Here is a 19,417-nt window from a genome sequence, read left to right as displayed (position 1 = left end):
TTAACAATCAAACTGAACTGAAATTTCAGCAACTTTTTCAATTATATTTCCTTCTTTAGCTTCAGACGAAAGATATAAAAATACGCGTTCTTCCTCATAATCTCGGTTGGCACTAAATATGAAATCGGGTTTTCCGTCTTTATCTATGTCGCCAATAAATAGTAATTCTACGAAAGTATCATTAAACGATTGCTGATGTAGAACTAAGGTTTCAGCTCCGTTGTTTTTTGAAATATACAGTTTATAATTCTCAACTTTTTGATAAAGTTCTTCACCATTATCAGTACTGATTTTTTCGGATGAAATTACTTTTCCTTCAGCCCGAAAAGTATATTGAGTAGCTCCAAATTGAAAAGTTGATTTTTCTTTGGGCCAAATTTTATTTTTCTTAATTTTTATCGTGGTTATTTCACCCAGTTCTAAAGAAGATTTGTTGAGCAATAAAAGTGTTTTATACTTCGAATTAATTATTTTAGTAGAATCGCCGGAGCATTCTGAATAACCTCTTTCAATAGTGAAATCGGCTTGGCTTAAATAATATTTTCCATCTTTTTTATTCAAATCTAGCCAGTCTTTTGTTAGGATATCAACTTCATTTTTATTTTCCCAATCGCGGTATTGAGTGGGTAATAAAATATCAAAATCATTTACAAAATGAGCTTCTATAACTACTTCATTCGTAAGTTGCTCTTTTTCTTCTGAAGCTGTTATTTGCTCTTCGTTTGTTTTTGTTTGAAGTTCTTTTTCGTGGTTTGGATTCTTACAAGAGATAAATAGAAATACTGCAAATATGTAAATTGTTAATTTCATCTGTTGATTATTGCTTTTTATAATTAACGAAAATACGATAAAAATAAGTGATTTCTATGCAAATTGATTGCACTACTTTTATACACGAATTATTTTTTTGATCCAAAAGCATCTAATTTATTACTAGGGAACGACCTTATAATTGGGATCTTCCAGAATATTCACGTCAATTATGGCTTCGGCATTTTTTAGTAAAGCAATACAGTCGGAACTTAAATGTTTTAAGTGCACTTTTTTACCAAAAGAAGCATAACGTTCGGTGATTTTATTCACAGCATCAATTGCACTCATATCGGTAATTCTACTTTCAGCAAAATCAATTATAATTTCATTGGGATCGTTTTGTGGATCAAATTTTTCTGAGAAAGCTGTTGTTGAACCAAAGAAAAGCGGTCCGAATAACTCATAATGTTTAACGCCATTTTCATCAGTATATTTTCGAGCTCGTATTCTTTTGGCACTTTCCCAAGCAAAAACTAAAGCAGAAATAATTACCCCAATTAATACGGCTAAAGCTAAATTATGTAAGAAAATAGTAACCAACGTTACAACAAGCATTACGAAAATATCTGATTTTGGCATTTTTGTAAAAGCTTTAAAACTCGCCCATTCAAACGTGCTAATTGCCACCATAATCATAACACCAGTCAAAGCCGCCATTGGAACCAGTTCAATTACTGGAGCACCCACTAAAATAATAATTAAAATGGTCAAAGCAGCCACAATTCCGGAAAGTCGAGCTCTAGAACCTGCAGATAAATTGACTAAAGTTTGCGCAATCATTGGACAACCGCCCATTCCATAAAAGAAACCATTGGCAATGTTTGCAGTTCCTTGTGCTAAACATTCGCGATTGCTGTTTCCTTTTGTCGCTGTTATTTCGTCCACTAAATTTAGCGTTAATAAGCCTTCGGTTAATCCAACAGCTGCCATAATTAATCCGTAAGGTAAAATTATTTGTAGCGTTTCTAAAGTAAACGGAATTTCGGGAATATGAAAAGGAGGAAGGCTACCACTAATTGAAGCGATATCCATAACTTGTTTGGTGTCGATATTAAATAGAAAAACAACTGCAAAAACAACAATAATCGCAACTAAAGAAGCTGGAATTGCCTTTGTAATTTTAGGGAATAAAACGATAATTCCGATGGTTAAAGCTACTAAGCCAGCCATAATTAAAAACGGTGAACCCGATAACCATTCGGCTTGACCGTTAATTTTAGTCTTAAATTGCTCAAATTGAGAAAGAAAGATGATAACCGCCAATCCATTGACAAATCCATACATTACAGGTTGCGGAACTAAGCGAATGAATTTACCTAATTTGAGTAAACCTACAATAATTTGAATAACTCCAGCAAATGCGACCGCACCAAAAACATATTCTAGGCCGTGCGAATTCATCAAGGCAATCAGTACAATAACTGTTGCACCAGCACCACCAGAGATTAATCCGGGACGACCGCCGAAAATTGCGGTGATGATTCCCATTATAAAAGCTCCGTACAAACCTACTAATGGTGGAAAACCTGCTAAAATAGCAAACGATAAAGATTCTGGAATCATTGTCATTGCTACCGTTAATCCGGCTAAAATTTCGGTTTTGTAATCTACTTTTTGCTTAAAATCGAATAGATTCAGTACTTTTTGCATCTCTGTTTTGGCTTTTATAAGAATGTGCAAAAGTAGTTTTTTTAAACTAAAAAGTGGATTCGTTATTTCTTTTTAGCAACAACTTTTGGAACCAAGTTCGTGATATCGCCACCATTTCTTAAAACATCTCTTACTATACTTGAAGAAATATAAGATGTACTTGCAGCAGTTAATAAGAAAACTGTTTCGATTTTAGACAACATTCTATTGGTATGAGCTATTGCTTTTTCAAACTCAAAATCGGCAGGATTTCGTAGGCCACGAAGAATAAATTGAGCATTTTCTTTAGCACATAAATCAATTGTTAAACCGGAATAGGTAATGACTCTAACTTTTGGTTCGTCTTTGAAGGTTTCTTCGATAAATCGTTGGCGTTCTTCAAGAGAAAACATATATTTCTTTTCGGCATTTACGCCGATTGCTACAATAACTTCATCAAATAATGAAATACCTCGTTTAATAATATCGTAATGGCCATTTGTAATGGGGTCAAATGAACCTGGGAAGACTGCTTTTTTCATAGTGCTAAATTTTGAAATTATGTTATTCTGGTTGTATTAATGGCTTCAACCCACTCTTCTTTTTTGCAAATTTTACAACTATCTTTTTCGGAATTTTTTTCTTCCGTGAAACCACAATTCGTACAAGAATATATTCCTTTAGTTGGAATTATTTTAGATTTCTTTAGGAACAGATTTGGAACAATTGGGAGCCCATATTGTACTTCTTTATCGGGATAATAATAAACGCTGATTTCTCCAGTGGTTTCAATATAGGCCGATTTAACTTGTCCTAAATGTTCAATAGATTTTATTCTCAATTCGGTAAAAAATTCATCTTGCGCCAAACTCTCTTTTTTGAAATTTTCTATCGAAAATTCGCCATCTTCAATAAAACAGATTGTTTTTCCTTCTAAAAATTCTTCTAATTTTTTATATTTAGCAGTTAGCCAAGTTATCAATCGATACAATAAAAGGATGGCTAAAAATACAACTAAAGCCGGTATTATTCCTACGTCTTCATAAAACATTGGATCTCCGGCGGCAGAACCTAATGCAATTATAATTACGGTTTCAAAAACGGATAGTTGTTTAACACCTCGTTTACCTGTAAATTTTAAGGTAATCAGCAAGGCTACAAACATTACTGTAGAGCGAAATAAGACTTCTAAGAAAAAATTATGGGGTAAATCATTAAATAATAAGCGTTCCCATTCAAAAATTTCTTTCATTTTAATTTTTTTTCGAATTGATATGAATTGTAAAGCTACTTTTTTTTAGTTATTTACGTATAATATAGGATGCGATTTATTCTCTTTCGATTCTATAAATACTATCCTTTAAAAATAAATCATGAATTTGCGCTTTAGTATAGGTTTTAATTTTTGAGGAATAATATTCATCTTTATTAATTGAATAAGCCTTTTTAAATTTTGTAACCGTTGTGTCGTTTGCCATAAAATGTATGCTGTCGTTTTCAATCGAAGCCACTTTCATGGTAGTATAATAGGTTTGATTTCCTGGTTTATAATTCAGATAATAAACATCACCAATCTTTGGATTATCTCTGTAAATTTTATAATTATCTTGTGCTTTTGATGATTGAAAAATGGCCCAAACAATAAAAAGTAAAAGTATAAAAACTCCAGAATATGTCCAAATGGGATTTCTTGCTGGACTTAATTCGTGTTCTCTTTTTAATTTTTGTTTTAAGTTAACTGAAAATTGTTTGGGCTCGATTGCCGATCCACATGCTTCACAATCTACTAGCGTAACTTTCTTATAAGGAAAAAAAGGAATCCAATACAAATGAAAATATTTGGTAAAAACCCAATAATCAAAGGTTGCGTTTTCTTTGCATTCCGGACAAATTACATTTTTAATTCTTCCGTGTTTAATTTGCTTTTCTTTTTTCCCGAAGAATATCATAATTACTTCTTTAAGGCCAATTCAATAGCGTTTTCAAACAGTTCTGGTAATGAAATTCCAGCTTCTTTAGCTTGTTGAGGTAAAATGCTTCCATCGGTTAAACCAGGAACGGTATTCATTTCTAGCATAAAAGGTTCGTTATTTACAATAATGAATTCACTTCTCGAAAAACCCTTCATCTTCAAAATTTCATAAGCTCTTTTGGCCACAATTTCAATTTTATCTTTCATTTCAGCAGAAATTCGAGCAGGCGTAATTTCTTGCGATTTCCCTAAGTATTTCGCTTCATAATCGAAAAAGTCATTTTCAGAAACAATTTCTGTAATTGGTAAAACGGTAACTTTTCCTTTATAATTTATCACACCAACAGATACTTCTGTTCCGTCTAAAAAGCTTTCAATGATAATTTCGTCGTCTTCTTTATAAGCATTTTCTATAGCTGGTAGAAATTCTTCCGTAGTTTTTACTTTCGAAATTCCAAAACTTGAACCTGATTTATTTGGTTTCACAAAACAAGGCAATCCAACTTTATTTAAAATTGATTCTACATTGATTTCATCGCCTAAATTTAGGTAAAATGAAGTTGCTGTTTTTATGCCGTAAGGTTTTAAGACCGATAACATATCACGTTTGTTGAACGTTAAAGCTGCTTGATAGTAATCACAAGAAGTTTGTGGAATGTTTAGCAATTCTAAGTAAGCTTGCATCAAACCATCTTCTCCCGGTGTTCCGTGAATTGCATTAAAAACTACATCAAATTTTATTTTCTCGCCATTAACTGTTACAGAAAAATCGTTTTTATCAATTGGAAATTCCACATCATTTTGATCAACATAAACCCATTTTTCTTTAAAAATATGAATGCGATAAGCTGCAAATTTAGAACTGTCGATGTTGTTAAAAACTACATTTCCGCTCGTTAATGATATTTTATATTCGCTGGAATAACCTCCCATTATGATGGCTACGTTTTTCATTTGATGTATCTTATGTTAGTTGAACAAAATTACATTTTTTATCGAGAAGTTATTGAAATTATAGTAAAACAGCTGGGAAATATTTTTAGAAAAGTACCGTTTTAACTTAAAACGAAAACAAAGCATTTAGAATCCCGAAATGTTTTCTATTTTTATATCTTTGCTGAAATATCTTAGTAGTATGAGTTTATTTAAATTTTTGACAAGTAGAACCTTTTTCATTCAATTAGCAATAGCAGCAACGATAGTGATCGTTTTTGTATTTTTGTTATTACAATTTCTTGATTTTAGAACCAATCACGGGGAAGAAATAAAAGTACCCGATTTGTCTAAAATGAAATTAGAAATTGCAGAAGAGAAGTTAAGCGAAATTAATTTAGAAGTTTTTTTGTTAGATACGGTTGATTATAAACCAGATTTTCCACCATTTTCTATTATTCAGCAAGACCCAAAAGCAGGAAGTTTAGTGAAAGACGGTCGAAAAATATACGTAAAATTGAATGCGGGTGAATTTACAAGTATTGAAATTCCCGAATTTAAAGATAAAACCTATCGTCAAATTTTAGCAACTGTAAAAGCGCTGACACTAAAAGAAGGTAAAATTACTTATAAACCGCACTTAGCTAAAGATGTAGTTTTACAAATTTATCAAAATGGAAGACGTTTACGTGCCGGAGATATTGTAAAGAAAAATTCTACTTTAGATTTTGTACTTGGCGACGGAAAAGAAGTTTTTAATGAAGACACCTTCAGTTCTGAAGAACCGATAACGGATACGATAATAGAAGAAGAAATAATACCAGAAGAATTCAAATAAGATAATGACAGAATATATAAGTGTTGACAACGAATTAGGAGATGAATTACATGAGCATTATCGTTTTGAAGCAAGTAAAGGCCAATCGGCTCTGCGTGTGGATAAGTTTTTGATGAACTTAATTGAAAATACAACCCGTAGTAAAATACAAAATGCTATTGATGCGGGTGCTGTTTTAGTAAATGATGCAGCTGTAAAATCAAATTACAAAGTTAAAGCAGGAGACATTGTTCGTGTGGTGTTAACGCATCCCACATACGAACAATTATTAAAACCGGAAAATATTGCGCTTGATATTGTGTATGAAGACGATCAGTTATTGGTTGTCAATAAACCAGCAGGAATGGTGGTTCATCCAGGTCACGGAAATTATTCGGGAACTTTAGTCAATGCATTGGCTTTTCATTTCGAAAATTTACCAATGAACAGTTCGGAACGACCAGGGTTAGTGCATCGTATTGATAAAGATACAACTGGCCTATTAGTTGTAGCAAAAACTGAACACGCGATGGCTTATCTTAGTAAGCAATTTGCGGAAAAAACTTCGGAAAGAGAATATGTGGCTTTGGTTTGGGGAAATATAGAAGAAGACGAAGGAACCATTGAAGGAAATATCGACAGACATTTAGTAAACCGAATGCAAATGGCTGTTTTTTTAGATGAGGAAAAAGGAAAACCAGCTGTTACGCATTTTAAAGTTTTAGAGAGATTTGGTTATGTGACTTTAGTTTCTTGTCAATTGGAAACAGGAAGAACCCATCAAATTCGTGTGCACATGAAACATATTGGACATACTTTATTTAATGATGAACGTTACGGCGGAAATTTGATTTTAAAAGGTACGACTTTTACAAAATACAAACAATTTGTAGATAATTGTTTCAAAACGTTACCACGACAAGCACTTCACGCAAAAACATTAGGATTTGAACATCCAACAACGAAAGAATTTATGCGTTTCAATACCGAAATTCCACAAGATTTATTGGATTTGATTCAAAAATGGCGTGTGTATTCAAAAGCACAAACTTTTTTGGAAGAGTAATAGAGTAAGAATAGTCAAAGATTAATAGCTAAAAACTGTAACGAAACTTCGGAGTTGTTGCAGTTTTTTTAGTTTTTTTACTTAATTTCTTTAACTAAATTCACCCTCAACATAAAACCAATTTCCATTTTCTAATTTAAAAAAGGAATATTCTTTATGAATTTGAGCTTTCAAATTTTCGTCTAAAAAATAGGCGTTGAACTTTACGGTTGTTTCAGTGGAAGCTAAAACTTCTAATTTCAGCCATTGGTTATTTTTTGACCAAGCTAAAATATCAGATTTTTTATGAAATTTTCTTGTCGAAATGTGAGTAGTTTCAATTAAATAATCAGCGTTACCTGTTGCATAAGCACTATATCGCGAACGCATTAAGGCTTCGGCTGTTTCCGGATTTTGACTTCCTTTTATATAGGGAGCACAGCAATCTTCAAAAGAAACTGAATTTCCACAGTAGCAATTTGCCATAAATTACGCTTTAGATTCGTTGAATTTCTTGGTAATTTCTTTTAGTTTTTCTATACGAGCATTTTTCTTAGCCTTTGCTTTTGATTGCTCTTTGTGTAATTTATCGTTGTGCTTTTTAATATTTTCCGGATTGTTTCTTCCCATTTTGCTAGCTTATTTAGTTTCCAAAGATACAAAAAAAGTATAAAATAGATTTTTGGCACAAGAATTGGTTAGTACATAATAACATTAATCTTATAATTGAAACGATATGAAAAGAATTACTTTATTGTTTGTGTTCATCGGGATGATAACACTACAAAGTTGCACAGTGAATGAAGTAGCAGATGAATATGATAGCGACACCATCAGTCAAGTATTCGAATATTCTAACGTGAATTTAACGAATTCTAATGGCTACAGTAGTGTTTTGACCTTTCCGTTTGCTATTTATTCGTCAGATATGGTTTTGGTTTATCGTTTAACGGGAGTTGATGCAGGTAAAGATGTTTGGAAATTATTACCAGAAACTTACTATTATGACGATGGAACTTTAGATTTTGGTTATAAAAATGATTTTACAAGAGTAAATGCAGTGGTTGAATTATTTGGTTTTGATTTACCAGGATTAAATCCTGACTTTAGATTAAACCAAGTTTTTAGAGTAGTTGTTATTCCTGGAAGTTTTGCAGGTAAATCAGTAGCAGTAGATTTTAAAGATTACGAAGCGGTTTCGAAAAAATATCAATTAGACAAAGCAAACGTCATTAAAATACAAGAATAACCAAAAGAGCTATCCCTAATTGATAGCTCTTTTTTTATTTTTTCAGCTTCGTTAGTGCTAGGTAACCAATATGTTTTTCATCTGTTGAAAGCGTGTCGGTTTTTGTTATTTTAAGTTGGTAATTCAATTTGTATTGAACGTCTAAAATGTCATCAATCTTGTGAATATCATCGACGTCAACTCCATATTTATCATCGATATGTGTTTCGCCTCCACCTTTAAAACCAACATTTTGGAAGAAAGTAGTTTTCTTCGCTTTCTTTATGGCTTCGGATTTTGTTTTTGCAACTACTAATACCTTATAATGATATTCTTCAAAATCTCCTTCTTTATAACCGCCTAAGTTTAAAAAGAATAATTTTTCTAAACCTTCAACTTCTGTTTCTTTTGAAACTACTTCAATCGTATAATCTTCAACTTGCGTAATTTTTTGCCATGCGTCAATATGAATTTTACCTTTTGCTTCTGGCCAAAAAGCCTTCATTTCCGGAACTAATTCTTTCAAATCCTTCCCGATTCCAAAAAAAATGTCGTGTTGTTCTGTAAAACGTCCTTTTGGAGTACAGCCGAGCATTATCATATATAGATTAGTTGCGTTCATTTTGTAAAAATAGTAAAAATTTATTTTAACCCTAAAAAAAATGGGGTGTAATGTAAATTTAACCGAAAAAATAATATATTTGCATAACTTTTCAAGGGTATAACTCAAAACACACAACTTTATGTCAACATTTCGATTTCAAGCAATAAAAACAGCATCCGACAGAAAACCGGTTCAGGTGGAAGAATTGGACAGAAAATCAATCATTTTTGGTAGTAATGTTTTTGGAGACAAAGCAATGCGCCAATTTTTAACCGCAGAAGCCTATAAAGCAGTTTTAGCAGCGGCAGATGGTGTAAAAATCGACCGAAAAATTGCAGAATATATTGCTTTAGGAATGAAAGAATGGGCTTTGTCAAAAGGAGTAACACATTATACCCACTGGTTTCAACCTTTAACAGGAACAACTGCTGAAAAACACGATGCTTTTTTCGAAACTTTTCCCGATGGAAGTGACCCAGTTGAGAAATTTGGTGGAAGTCAATTGGCTCAACAAGAACCAGATGCTTCTTCATTTCCAAATGGAGGAATTAGAAATACGTTTGAAGCTAGAGGTTATACAGCTTGGGATCCAACTTCACCAGCATTTATTTTTGGCACTACATTGTGTATTCCTACGGTTTTTGTTTCGTATACAGGAGAAGCGTTAGATAATAAAACTCCTTTATTAAGAGCTTTGACGGCTATGGATGTTGCCGCAACAGACGTAGCAAAATATTTTGATAAAAACGTAAAACGGGTTACAGCAACTTTAGGATGGGAACAAGAGTATTTCTTAGTAGATATTGCTTTGGCCAATTCTAGACCCGATTTAATGGCAACCGGAAGAACATTATTAGGACATACTGCGTCAAAAGGACAACAATTAGACGATCATTATTTTGGTTCAATTCCAACAAGAGTTTTAGCCTATATGCGTGATTTAGAAAACGAATGTATGTTATTAGGAATTCCTGTAAAAACACGCCACAATGAAGTAGCGCCTAATCAATTTGAATTAGCTCCTATTTTTGAAGAAAGTAATTTAGCAGTAGATCATAATTCATTATTAATGGATGTGATGCAAAAAGTGGCTGAGCGTCATTTTTTTAAAGTACTATTTCACGAAAAGCCTTTCAAAGGAATTAACGGTTCTGGAAAACATAACAATTGGTCGTTAGCAACAGATACTGGAATTAATTTATTGACTCCAGGAAAAACACCAATGAGCAATTTGCAGTTTTTAACCTTCTTCGTGAATACAATTAAAGCGGTTCATGATTATGAAGAATTGGTTAGAGCATCAATCGCTTCAGCTAGTAATGACCATCGATTGGGAGCAAATGAAGCGCCACCCGCTATAATTTCGGTATTTATTGGAGAACAATTGACTAAGGTTTTAGCGGAATTAGAAGGTGTTACCAAAGGAAAATTATCGCCCGAAGAAAAAACAGATTTAAAATTAAACGTAGTTGGAAAATTACCAGACGTATTATTAGATAACACGGATAGAAACAGAACGTCACCTTTTGCCTTCACGGGAAATAAATTTGAATTTAGAGCGGTGGGTTCGTCTGCGAATTGTGCCGTTTCCATGACCACTTTAAATACAATTGTAGCCAAACAATTAAAAGATTTCAAAAAAGAAGTAGATACTTTGATTGAAGCAAATGATTTCAAGAAAGACGAAGCTATTTTTAATGTTTTAAGAGAATACATCAAGCAAACCAAAGCGATTCTTTTTGAAGGCGACGGTTATAGCGAAGCTTGGGAAATTGAAGCAAAAAAACGAGGACTAAGCAATCATAAAACAACTCCGGCTGCGTTAAAAGCAAAAGTTTCTGAAAAGGCTATTGCTGTTTTTGGAGAAATGGGCGTAATGAATCACGTTGAGGTAGAATCGCGTTATGAAATTGAATTAGAAGATTATATCAAAAAAATTCAAATCGAAGGACGAGTTTTGGGAGATATCGCTCGTAATCACGTAATTCCGACAGCAATTCGTTACCAAAATATATTGATCGAAAATGTAAAAGGATTAAAAGAGATTTTTGGTAAAGATTTCGAACAAATTGCCAAAGAACAAATTACATTAATTAAGGAAATTTCAGGACATATTGAAGGGATTAATACGAAAGTCGAAAAAATGATCGACGAACGCAAAAAAGCAAATGCTCTTACCAATACGGAAGAAATGGCAAATGCTTATTGTGATAAAGTGAAACCTTACTTTGATGAAATTCGTTACCACGCAGATAAATTAGAATTATTGGTTGATAATGAAATCTGGACTTTAACAAAATACAGAGAGATGTTATTTACTAAATAATCACTGAAAAATAAATGCTAAAAACCTGCTTAATTAAGTAGGTTTTTTTTATTTTCGGCATAAATATGAATGAAATGAAAAATATAGTTGTCCTGTTTTTTTTGATGAATCTTAGTGTTTTTGGCCAAAGCAAATTCAAGGTCTATTTTGACACCGATTCGCACCAATTAAATAAAGTTGAATTAAATCGATTGGATGATTTTTTGCGAAATAAAAACTTGAAATTTATCAAAATAGTTGGATTTTGTGATTTTCGCGCAAGTAATGCATACAATGATAAATTATCGAAAAATAGAGCTTTATCCGTCCGAAATTTGATTGAAAAATTGACAAATCAAACGTCATTAGAAATAATAGCGAAAGGTGAAAATTTTCAACAAGAAAGTGATTTAGCTTTAAATCGAAAAGTGGAAATTTATTACGAAGACGTAATCGTTAATCCGAAAGAAATTCAAAAAGAAACTACTTTAGGAAATCAAGTTGCATCGGCTCAAGTTGGTGATAAATTGGTTTTAAAAAATTTGTATTTTTATAATAGGTCCGGTATTTTTGTTCCAGAATCGAAACCGGTTTTAGAAGAATTATTAGCTATTTTAAATCAGAACCCCAATTTAAAAATCGAAATTCAAGGTCATATTTGTTGTCAAGAAGGAACTGATGTAGAAGAAACGGCAAGACTTCGAGCTTTAGCAGTTTATAATTATTTGATCAATAAAGGAATTACAGTAAACCGATTGGGATTTAAAAGCTTTGGAAGTACAAAACCAATTCATAAAATTCCAGAAAAAAATGAAGACGAAAGGAATGAAAATAGACGTGTTGAAATTCAGATAATGAGTATAGTAAATTAAATTAATTATTGTTTTAATTGTTTGATCGTCAGTTATTTAATTTGTGTGATAGCATTCTTTAGCCATTTCGCTTTTTTTAATACTATTTTAGTTTTAATTTCGTTTCAATAAAACACCTCAAATGAAATACTTTTTATTGCTTTTTGGACTAGTACTTTCCGCACAAGAAAAGGCAAGTTTTTATTTTGATTTCAATAAGGAAACGTTTAACCCGAAGCAAAATGAATTGTTTTTAAAATGGTTAAATCAAAATAGTGATAAAGAAGTTTTAGTGATAAATGGCTATTGTGATTGGTATGGAACTTTAGATTATAACGATAGTTTAGCATACCGAAGAATTAACACCGTTTACAATGAATTAAAAGACAAATCAATAATTTCTTTTTCAGAAACTCTGATTATAAAAGGCTTCGGTGAACGTACAAGAATGAATAGCAAACAAGAGCTAAACAGAAGAGTTGATATTCTTTTTAAAATAAAGCATAAATCCATTCCTTATGTTGAAAAAACAGAGGAGCTAGAAACGGTAGAAGTTCCTAACATTTTACTGCCAGATTCTGAACCAATTGATTTTAATGAAGAAGTAGTTGAGCTGCCGACAAAAAAGGACGAGCAATATGATTCAGTTAAAGTGGGCGACAAATTAATATTAAACAACCTATACTTTTATGATAGATCTGGTATTTTTGTACCAGAATCATTGCCAGTTATGGAAGGACTCTTAGAGTTTATGGTGTCACATCCAAAAGTAAAAATCGAAATTCAAGGGCATATTTGTTGCCAATTAGGAGAAGATCCGGAAGATATTGCTTTAATTAGAGCAATCGCTGTGCACAATTATTTGGTCGCAAATGATATAGATGATGAACGTTTAAACTTTAAAAGCTTTGGAAGCACAAATCCAATTCATAAAATTCCCGAAAAAAATGAAGTGGAACGAAACGAAAATCGTAGAGTTGAAATTCTTATTTTAGAGAATTAATTTTGGCATAATTTTATATATAGTAGATTATTGCTAATTACAAAAGTAAAAAATGAAAAAAATCCTCTCCTTAGTAATGTTGTTTTTAGTCACTTTTGCTTTTGCACAAGAGAAGGTTTCTTTTTTCTTTGATAATAATAAATTTGAATTAAACAAAACAGAATACGCTAAATTAACAAAATGGATTATTGAAAATCAAAATTCAAAAATCTTATCAATAACCGGCTCCACGGATGAAGTTGGAAGTTCGGGTTATAACGATACGCTTTCTCAAAAGCGTGTCAATTTTATTTATAGTCATATTAAGGATAAAGTACAAATTAGAGCCGATTTCCAAACGATTTCTTTGGGTGAAAAAGGTGTAAACTCATCTAATAAGGCCCAAAACAGAAAAGCCATTATTCATTTTTTGCAAGAAAAAGATTTAGCAAAAGAGAATGAAATTTTAGGAACTACAGAAATTATTGAAGAAATAATTGAAATTCCAGACAGTTTGCCTTTAGTTGAGAAAGTAAAATTAGCAAGAGTAGGAACTAAAATTGTATTGAAGAATATTAATTTCTATCAAAATACATTCGCAACTGTTCCTGAGTCGCAGCCAGCGCTTTGGGATTTATTTCAAATATTGGTAGACAATCCAACATTAAAAATTGAAATTCAAGGTCACATATGCTGTATCGGAAGAGATCCACGAAACTTATCAACCGATAGAGCCAAACAAATTAAACGTTTTTTAGTATATCAAGGTATTGCACAACATCGCATTCAGACAAAAGGCTTCGGTGTATCGCAACCAATTTATCCCATTCCAGAAACGTCTGAAGCACAAGCCGCAGCAAATCGAAGGGTTGAAATTGAAATTTTAAGTAAATAAAAGTTACAAATATGAAAAAATATTTAGGTTTTTTAGTTTTAGCAATCATAATGTTAAGCGTTAGTTGCGATAAATGTGAAGAAGGTAACATCGCGGAACCTGCTTCATTATTTGTAAATGTCATTGATGCAACAACATTAGAAAATGTGTTTGTAAATGAAAGCTTTACAGTTCAGCAAATTTCAGTTAAAGATTTAGATGAGAAATTAATTCCATTTGTTTTCGAGGCTAATAATAATTTAATTCGAATTTTTCCAAGTACCAAAAATTTACTTCAAAATACTTTTGTTATTACTTTAAATAACGAAAGTACAGGATCTCTCAAAGAAATAACAATTACGTATGATATTGAGGCGACGAAGCAAGAATGTTATACTAGTTATAAAATCACAAACGTACAAGCGCCCAATAATGCAACTGAAGTTATTAATGAAATTTATCAAATTAAAATTTAGTTTTTCTAATTGTTAAATTTCTGATTTCTAATTTTAAAAACTATCTTTGTGACTCAACAACAACACACTATATTTATGAGTTCTGACACTAGCAAACGCTACAATTTACGAGGTGTTTCTGCCTCTAAGGAAGATGTACATAAAGCTATAAAAAACATAGACAAAGGCTTATTTCCACAAGCATTTTGTAAAATTATTCCCGATTATTTAACGAACGACGACCAATATTGTATCATTATGCACGCTGATGGAGCTGGAACAAAATCCTCTTTAGCATACATGTATTGGAAAGAAACAGGCGATATTTCGGTTTGGAAAGGAATTGCTCAAGATGCATTAATTATGAATATTGATGATTTATTATGTGTTGGTGCAACGGATAATATCTTACTTTCATCAACAATCGGAAGAAATAAAAATGTAATTCCTGGCGAAGTTTTATCAGCAATTATTAACGGAACTGAAGAATTAATTTCGGAATTAAAAAATCACGGTGTAACGATTCATTCAACGGGTGGAGAAACTGCTGATGTGGGCGATTTAGTGCGAACAATCATTGTAGATTCAACAGTTACTGCTCGTATGAGGCGTGAAGACGTAATTGATAATGCCAATATTCAAGCAGGTGATGTAATTGTAGGCTTAGCCTCTTTCGGACAAGCAACTTATGAAAAAGAATACAATGGTGGTATGGGAAGTAACGGTTTAACTTCGGCTCGTCATGATGTTTTTGGAAAGTATTTAGCCACTAAATATCCAGAGAGTTTCGATGCTTCTGTTCCTATGGATTTAGTTTATTCGGGTCAAGCCCAATTAACCGATGCTGTTGAAAATAGTCCAATTGACGCTGGTAAATTAGTACTTTCGCCAACGCGAACTTACGCACCAGTAATCAAACAAATTCTTTCAAAATATACTAAAAATGAGATTCACGGAATGGTACATTGCAGTGGTGGTGCACAAACAAAAGTGCTTCATTTTGTAGAAAACGTTCACGTGATTAAAGATAATTTATTTCCGGTTCCACCTTTGTTCAAATTGATTCAAGAGCAATCAAAAACGGATTGGAAAGAAATGTATCAAGTTTTCAATTGCGGTCATCGTATGGAAATTTACGTTCCCGCTGAAGTGGCTCAAGATATAATTGCAATTTCAAAATCATTCAACATTGACGCACAAATCGTAGGAAGAGTAGAAGCTTCTGAAAGTAAAAAATTAACGATCACATCAGAATACGGTAAATTCGAATATTAAAATTCTTTACAACACAGATTTTTAAAATTATAGAAATTTCCAAAATCTGTGGTAAAAAAAACTATAATTTTAAAACAACAACAACAACAACAATATCAATACCAATGCAACAAAACGTATTAATACTAGATTTCGGATCACAATACACGCAATTAATCGCTCGTAGAGTAAGAGAATTAAACATTTTTTGCGAAATTTTCCCATTCGATAAAATCCCAACCGATTTATCATCTTATAAAGCTGTAATTTTAGGAGGAAGCCCATTTTCTGTTCGTTCGGAAAAAGCTTTACATCCCGATTTATCTCAGATTAGAGGGAAAATGCCTTTACTAGCCGTTTGTTATGGTGCACAATATTTAGCCCATTTTTCAGGTGGTGAAGTAGCGGCTTCAAATACAAGAGAATACGGAAGAGCAAATCTTTCTTACATCAAAGAAAATGAAGTATTTTTAGAAGGAGTAGAATTAAATAGCCAAGTTTGGATGTCTCATTCTGATTCTATTAAGCATTTACCAACCAATGGTGTGAAAATTGCAAGTACGAAAGATGTAGAAAATGCAGCGTATAAAATAGAAGGCGAAACAACTTATGCGATTCAATTTCATCCAGAAGTATATCATTCAACAGATGGAAAACAAATGTTAGAAAACTTCTTAGTGAAAATTGCTGAAGTACCTCAAACCTTTACTCCCAATGCTTTCGTAGAGGAAATTGTAGCCGAAATGAAAGAAAAAATCGGAAACGATAAAGTGGTTTTAGGGCTTTCAGGGGGTGTAGATTCTACAGTAGCAGCGGTTTTATTAAACAAAGCAATTGGTGCTAATTTATATTGTATTTTCGTAAATAATGGTTTACTTCGTAAGAACGAATTCCAAAGCGTATTAGATCAATACAAAGGAATGGGTTTAAACGTGAAAGGAGTGGATGCTTCGGCACGATTCTTGGATGCTTTGGCAGGATTAGATGAACCAGAGTCAAAACGTAAAGCAATTGGTAAAGCGTTTATTGAAGTTTTTGACGATGAAGCACACCAATTAACGGATGTGAAATGGTTAGGTCAAGGAACAATTTATCCAGACGTAATTGAATCAGTTTCTGTGACTGGCGGACCATCAGCAACGATTAAGTCGCATCATAATGTAGGTGGATTGCCTGATTTTATGAAGTTACAAGTAATTGAACCTTTGCGAATGTTATTCAAAGATGAGGTTCGAAGAGTTGGTGCAACTTTAGGAATTGATCCTGAATTATTAGGTCGTCACCCGTTCCCAGGACCAGGATTAGCGATTCGTATTTTAGGTGATATTACACCAGAAAAAGTTGCGATCTTGCAGGAAGTTGATGCTGTTTTTATCAACGGATTAAAAGAGCACGGATTATACGACAAAGTATGGCAAGCAGGAGCAATTTTGTTACCCGTAAATAGTGTAGGAGTAATGGGCGATGAGCGTACTTACGAAAAAGTAGTAGCGTTAAGAGCCGTAGAATCTACCGATGGAATGACAGCTGATTGGGTTCATTTACCTTATGAGTTTTTGATGAAAATATCGAATGAAATTATTAATAATGTTAGAGGTGTAAATAGAGTTGTGTATGACATTAGCTCAAAACCACCAGCAACAATTGAATGGGAATAAACCTGAAGTTTTAAACACAGTGGTATGAATTTTAATTTTATACCACCAAAACAACCTACATAGATGAAATTTTCTTTTAAATTATTTTTTTTAGCACTTTTTTTTCAATCTGTCACTGCACAGGAATCTTTTGTAGAATACATTGTAAATAAAGGAGAAACGGTAAATCAAATAGCAAAAAAATTCAATATTTCTACCAATGAAATTTATGAATTGAATCCAGATGTAAAAAATGGATTAAAAGAAAATCAAGTACTTTTTGTTTCTGTAATTAATTTAGTTACACACGAAGTTAAACCAAAAGAAACTTTATATGGTATTGCATTAAAATATAATGTAACCATTGAAGAAATTAAACAGTTAAATGCCAATTTAGCAGAAAATTCTGTAAGAGTTGGATCTACAATTACAATTCCTAAATTAAATAAAAATTTTGTGGCTTCGTTAGCTACAAAAAGTAGGTCTTTTTTTAATGACAGTGAAAATGCTTTACACGAAGTGAAACCAAAAGAAACTTTGTTTAGTATCGCAAGATTATATAATGTTTCAGTGTCTGATTTAGATGTTTTAAATACCGATTTATTACAAAATGGTCTTCGTATTGGTCAAGAAATCAAAATTCCTTATAAGAAAAAAACAGTAGAGGGAAAAGCAAGGGTAATTAATGATGAAACTATTTTTCATACGGTAGCTCCTCAAGAAACAAAGTTTGGCATTGCCAAAAAATATGGTATTTCGATAGATCAATTAGAACTGCAAAATCCTGAAATCACGACAGGATTAAACATTGGAACTAAATTAGCAATAAATTTAAAACAATTTCAACCTACAAATAGTAGAGAGGAGCTGATGGTTGCAATCGCTGAAAAGCAAATTGCTTTAGAAAAATCGAAAGCAATAAATATTGAGAACTCTAAATTAAAAGCTGAAAATAAAATTGGTTCGGCCGAACTAACTAAAAAAACAGTAGAAATTGAAGATTTACAAGATCGCGTCATAGTTCAAAATCAAATGAACGAAAAAGTACTCAAAGTAAATTCACTTAAAGTAGATCTGAATGAGATTGACAAACAAAAAAGTGGTTCAGCCGAAAAATTAAGATTGGTTTTAGAAGCGAACAAAAATGTTCAAGAAGTATTGCTTTATAAACTAGATTCTTTGGTATACAACATGAAGTTGGATGTAGAAGCACTAAAAACTAAAGAAATTACAGATTTAGAAACTGCGAAACAGCTAGAAAAAAATTCCTACGCCAACTTAAAGGAAACCAACAGCCTATTGCAAGAATTGAAGAAAGATTTAGCCAATAACAGGTCAAATTATTCATTAATTATGAATAAAGTAAAGCAAATTAACTTAGAAGAAAATAAAGTTTATAAAAAGAAGTCAAGAGAATTGGCTTCTGGAAATTCGAAAAACATCATTTCAGATGAAGCTATAATTCAGTTGGAAAACGAACAGAATTTAACTAATACTCAAAATGATGCTTTGCTAAATGAAATTGAAAAATTAGCTGGTGAAAAAGATTCAGTTATTAAAGAAAAACTTAAAAAAGCTACTTTCTACAGTGAAGAATCTCGATTATATGATGATGCGTTAGCACTGCAAAGGTTAAAGAGATACAAGGAAAAGGTTGAAAATAACCCTGAGTTAATTACTAAAAATGATGATAAAAAATCAGATGCTTTCGTTCCAAGTATGAACCTTGTTTCAATAGAAGTTATCGAAAATTTAAAGACTGTCCGAGATGGTTATTATCTAGTTGTAGGAAAATTTACCGACGCAAAAATACGAGATGAAAAAGTAATGGAATTAATTAAAAATGGTAAAACTGAAACAACTTTTTTTTATAACTTTAATACTTTAAGTTATTACGTTTACGTTAAATTGGAATCAAATGCTGTTAATGCTTTGCGTTTTTATAATTTAAATCAAAATGAAGAACTTTACAAAGATTTATTAATCGTAAGGTTAACTTACAATAATTAAAAAAAATA

General features: G+C 32.1%; 20 protein-coding genes. 11 read left to right on the top strand and 9 right to left on the bottom strand.

The features are described 5' to 3' along the window. The 6 genes from T1L09_RS08865 to T1L09_RS08840 all read right to left on the bottom strand — a co-directional run bounded on the left by T1L09_RS08865 (window position 1) and on the right by T1L09_RS08840 (window position 5,368). Entirely contained in the window at window positions 1–810 is an 810-nt protein-coding gene (locus T1L09_RS08865) for a hypothetical protein (RefSeq protein WP_322550599.1), read from the bottom strand. Window positions 811–933: 123 nt separating this feature from the next. After that, on the bottom strand, window positions 934–2,463 hold the full coding sequence (locus T1L09_RS08860; RefSeq protein WP_322550598.1) for a SulP family inorganic anion transporter: 1,530 nt from the start codon (window positions 2,461–2,463) through the stop codon (window positions 934–936). Between the two features lie 62 nt (window positions 2,464–2,525). Continuing rightward, on the bottom strand, window positions 2,526–2,984 hold the full coding sequence (coaD, locus tag T1L09_RS08855) for a pantetheine-phosphate adenylyltransferase (protein WP_322550597.1): 459 nt from the start codon (window positions 2,982–2,984) through the stop codon (window positions 2,526–2,528). A gap of 17 nt (window positions 2,985–3,001) precedes the next feature. After that, window positions 3,002–3,694 (bottom strand): DUF421 domain-containing protein, encoded by a 693-nt coding sequence (locus T1L09_RS08850; protein ID WP_322550596.1) that lies wholly within the window; start codon window positions 3,692–3,694, stop codon window positions 3,002–3,004. A 76-nt stretch (window positions 3,695–3,770) separates the two neighbouring features. Then, on the bottom strand, window positions 3,771–4,391 hold the full coding sequence (locus T1L09_RS08845) for a zinc-ribbon domain-containing protein (RefSeq protein WP_322550595.1): 621 nt from the start codon (window positions 4,389–4,391) through the stop codon (window positions 3,771–3,773). Between the two features lie 2 nt (window positions 4,392–4,393). Next, window positions 4,394–5,368: a D-alanine--D-alanine ligase gene (locus T1L09_RS08840; protein WP_322550594.1), complete on the bottom strand. Its 975-nt coding sequence runs from the start codon at window positions 5,366–5,368 to the stop codon at window positions 4,394–4,396. Between the two features lie 181 nt (window positions 5,369–5,549). Between T1L09_RS08840 and T1L09_RS08835 the strand changes: the two genes are divergently transcribed. Beyond that, window positions 5,550–6,185, top strand: a complete 636-nt coding sequence (locus T1L09_RS08835; RefSeq protein ID WP_322550593.1) for a PASTA domain-containing protein — start codon at window positions 5,550–5,552, stop codon at window positions 6,183–6,185. A 4-nt stretch (window positions 6,186–6,189) separates the two neighbouring features. Further along, the gene (locus T1L09_RS08830; RefSeq protein ID WP_322550592.1) at window positions 6,190–7,230 is read left to right on the top strand and encodes an RluA family pseudouridine synthase; all 1,041 of its coding nucleotides are present in this window, start codon (window positions 6,190–6,192) and stop codon (window positions 7,228–7,230) included. A gap of 90 nt (window positions 7,231–7,320) precedes the next feature. Here T1L09_RS08830 and T1L09_RS08825 read toward each other — a convergent pair whose 3' ends face one another. Beyond that, entirely contained in the window at window positions 7,321–7,695 is a 375-nt protein-coding gene (locus T1L09_RS08825) for a YchJ family protein (protein ID WP_322550591.1), read from the bottom strand. A 3-nt stretch (window positions 7,696–7,698) separates the two neighbouring features. Further along, the gene (locus T1L09_RS08820) at window positions 7,699–7,839 is read right to left on the bottom strand and encodes a hypothetical protein (RefSeq protein WP_322550590.1); all 141 of its coding nucleotides are present in this window, start codon (window positions 7,837–7,839) and stop codon (window positions 7,699–7,701) included. Between the two features lie 106 nt (window positions 7,840–7,945). Here T1L09_RS08820 and T1L09_RS08815 point away from each other — a divergent pair, with 106 nt between their 5' ends. Further along, window positions 7,946–8,458, top strand: a complete 513-nt coding sequence (locus T1L09_RS08815; protein WP_322550589.1) for a hypothetical protein — start codon at window positions 7,946–7,948, stop codon at window positions 8,456–8,458. 34 nt (window positions 8,459–8,492) lie between these two features. Here T1L09_RS08815 and T1L09_RS08810 read toward each other — a convergent pair whose 3' ends face one another. Beyond that, window positions 8,493–9,059 carry a DUF1543 domain-containing protein gene (locus T1L09_RS08810; protein ID WP_322550588.1) on the bottom strand — a complete coding sequence of 189 codons (567 nt, stop codon included), beginning with the start codon at window positions 9,057–9,059 and terminating at the stop codon, window positions 8,493–8,495. A 121-nt stretch (window positions 9,060–9,180) separates the two neighbouring features. Here T1L09_RS08810 and T1L09_RS08805 point away from each other — a divergent pair, with 121 nt between their 5' ends. The 8 genes from T1L09_RS08805 to T1L09_RS08770 all read left to right on the top strand — a co-directional run bounded on the left by T1L09_RS08805 (window position 9,181) and on the right by T1L09_RS08770 (window position 19,409). Then, complete coding sequence (locus tag T1L09_RS08805) at window positions 9,181–11,367, top strand: glutamine synthetase III family protein (RefSeq protein WP_322550587.1); 2,187 nt, start codon at window positions 9,181–9,183, stop codon at window positions 11,365–11,367. Window positions 11,368–11,441: 74 nt separating this feature from the next. Continuing rightward, the gene (locus T1L09_RS08800) at window positions 11,442–12,218 is read left to right on the top strand and encodes an OmpA family protein (protein WP_322550586.1); all 777 of its coding nucleotides are present in this window, start codon (window positions 11,442–11,444) and stop codon (window positions 12,216–12,218) included. A gap of 121 nt (window positions 12,219–12,339) precedes the next feature. Further along, on the top strand, window positions 12,340–13,200 hold the full coding sequence (locus T1L09_RS08795) for an OmpA family protein (RefSeq protein ID WP_322550585.1): 861 nt from the start codon (window positions 12,340–12,342) through the stop codon (window positions 13,198–13,200). 52 nt (window positions 13,201–13,252) lie between these two features. Further along, window positions 13,253–14,074, top strand: a complete 822-nt coding sequence (locus tag T1L09_RS08790) for an OmpA family protein (protein WP_322550584.1) — start codon at window positions 13,253–13,255, stop codon at window positions 14,072–14,074. A gap of 11 nt (window positions 14,075–14,085) precedes the next feature. Next, on the top strand, window positions 14,086–14,529 hold the full coding sequence (locus tag T1L09_RS08785; protein ID WP_322550583.1) for a hypothetical protein: 444 nt from the start codon (window positions 14,086–14,088) through the stop codon (window positions 14,527–14,529). Window positions 14,530–14,604: 75 nt separating this feature from the next. Next, window positions 14,605–15,783: an AIR synthase related protein gene (locus T1L09_RS08780; RefSeq protein WP_322550582.1), complete on the top strand. Its 1,179-nt coding sequence runs from the start codon at window positions 14,605–14,607 to the stop codon at window positions 15,781–15,783. 104 nt (window positions 15,784–15,887) lie between these two features. Further along, window positions 15,888–17,420 carry a glutamine-hydrolyzing GMP synthase gene (guaA, locus tag T1L09_RS08775; RefSeq protein ID WP_322550581.1) on the top strand — a complete coding sequence of 511 codons (1,533 nt, stop codon included), beginning with the start codon at window positions 15,888–15,890 and terminating at the stop codon, window positions 17,418–17,420. Between the two features lie 63 nt (window positions 17,421–17,483). Continuing rightward, a complete protein-coding gene (locus tag T1L09_RS08770; protein WP_322550580.1) occupies window positions 17,484–19,409 on the top strand; it encodes a LysM peptidoglycan-binding domain-containing protein in 1,926 nt (641 codons plus the stop codon). Window positions 19,410–19,417: the final 8 nt, after the last annotated feature.

Origin of the sequence: Flavobacterium psychraquaticum, from assembly GCF_034497725.1 — a bacterium.
Lineage (GTDB): Bacteria > Bacteroidota > Bacteroidia > Flavobacteriales > Flavobacteriaceae > Flavobacterium > Flavobacterium psychraquaticum.
The sequence above is the reverse complement of the archived record's forward strand: the minus strand, read 5'-3'. Positions and strand labels throughout refer to the sequence as shown.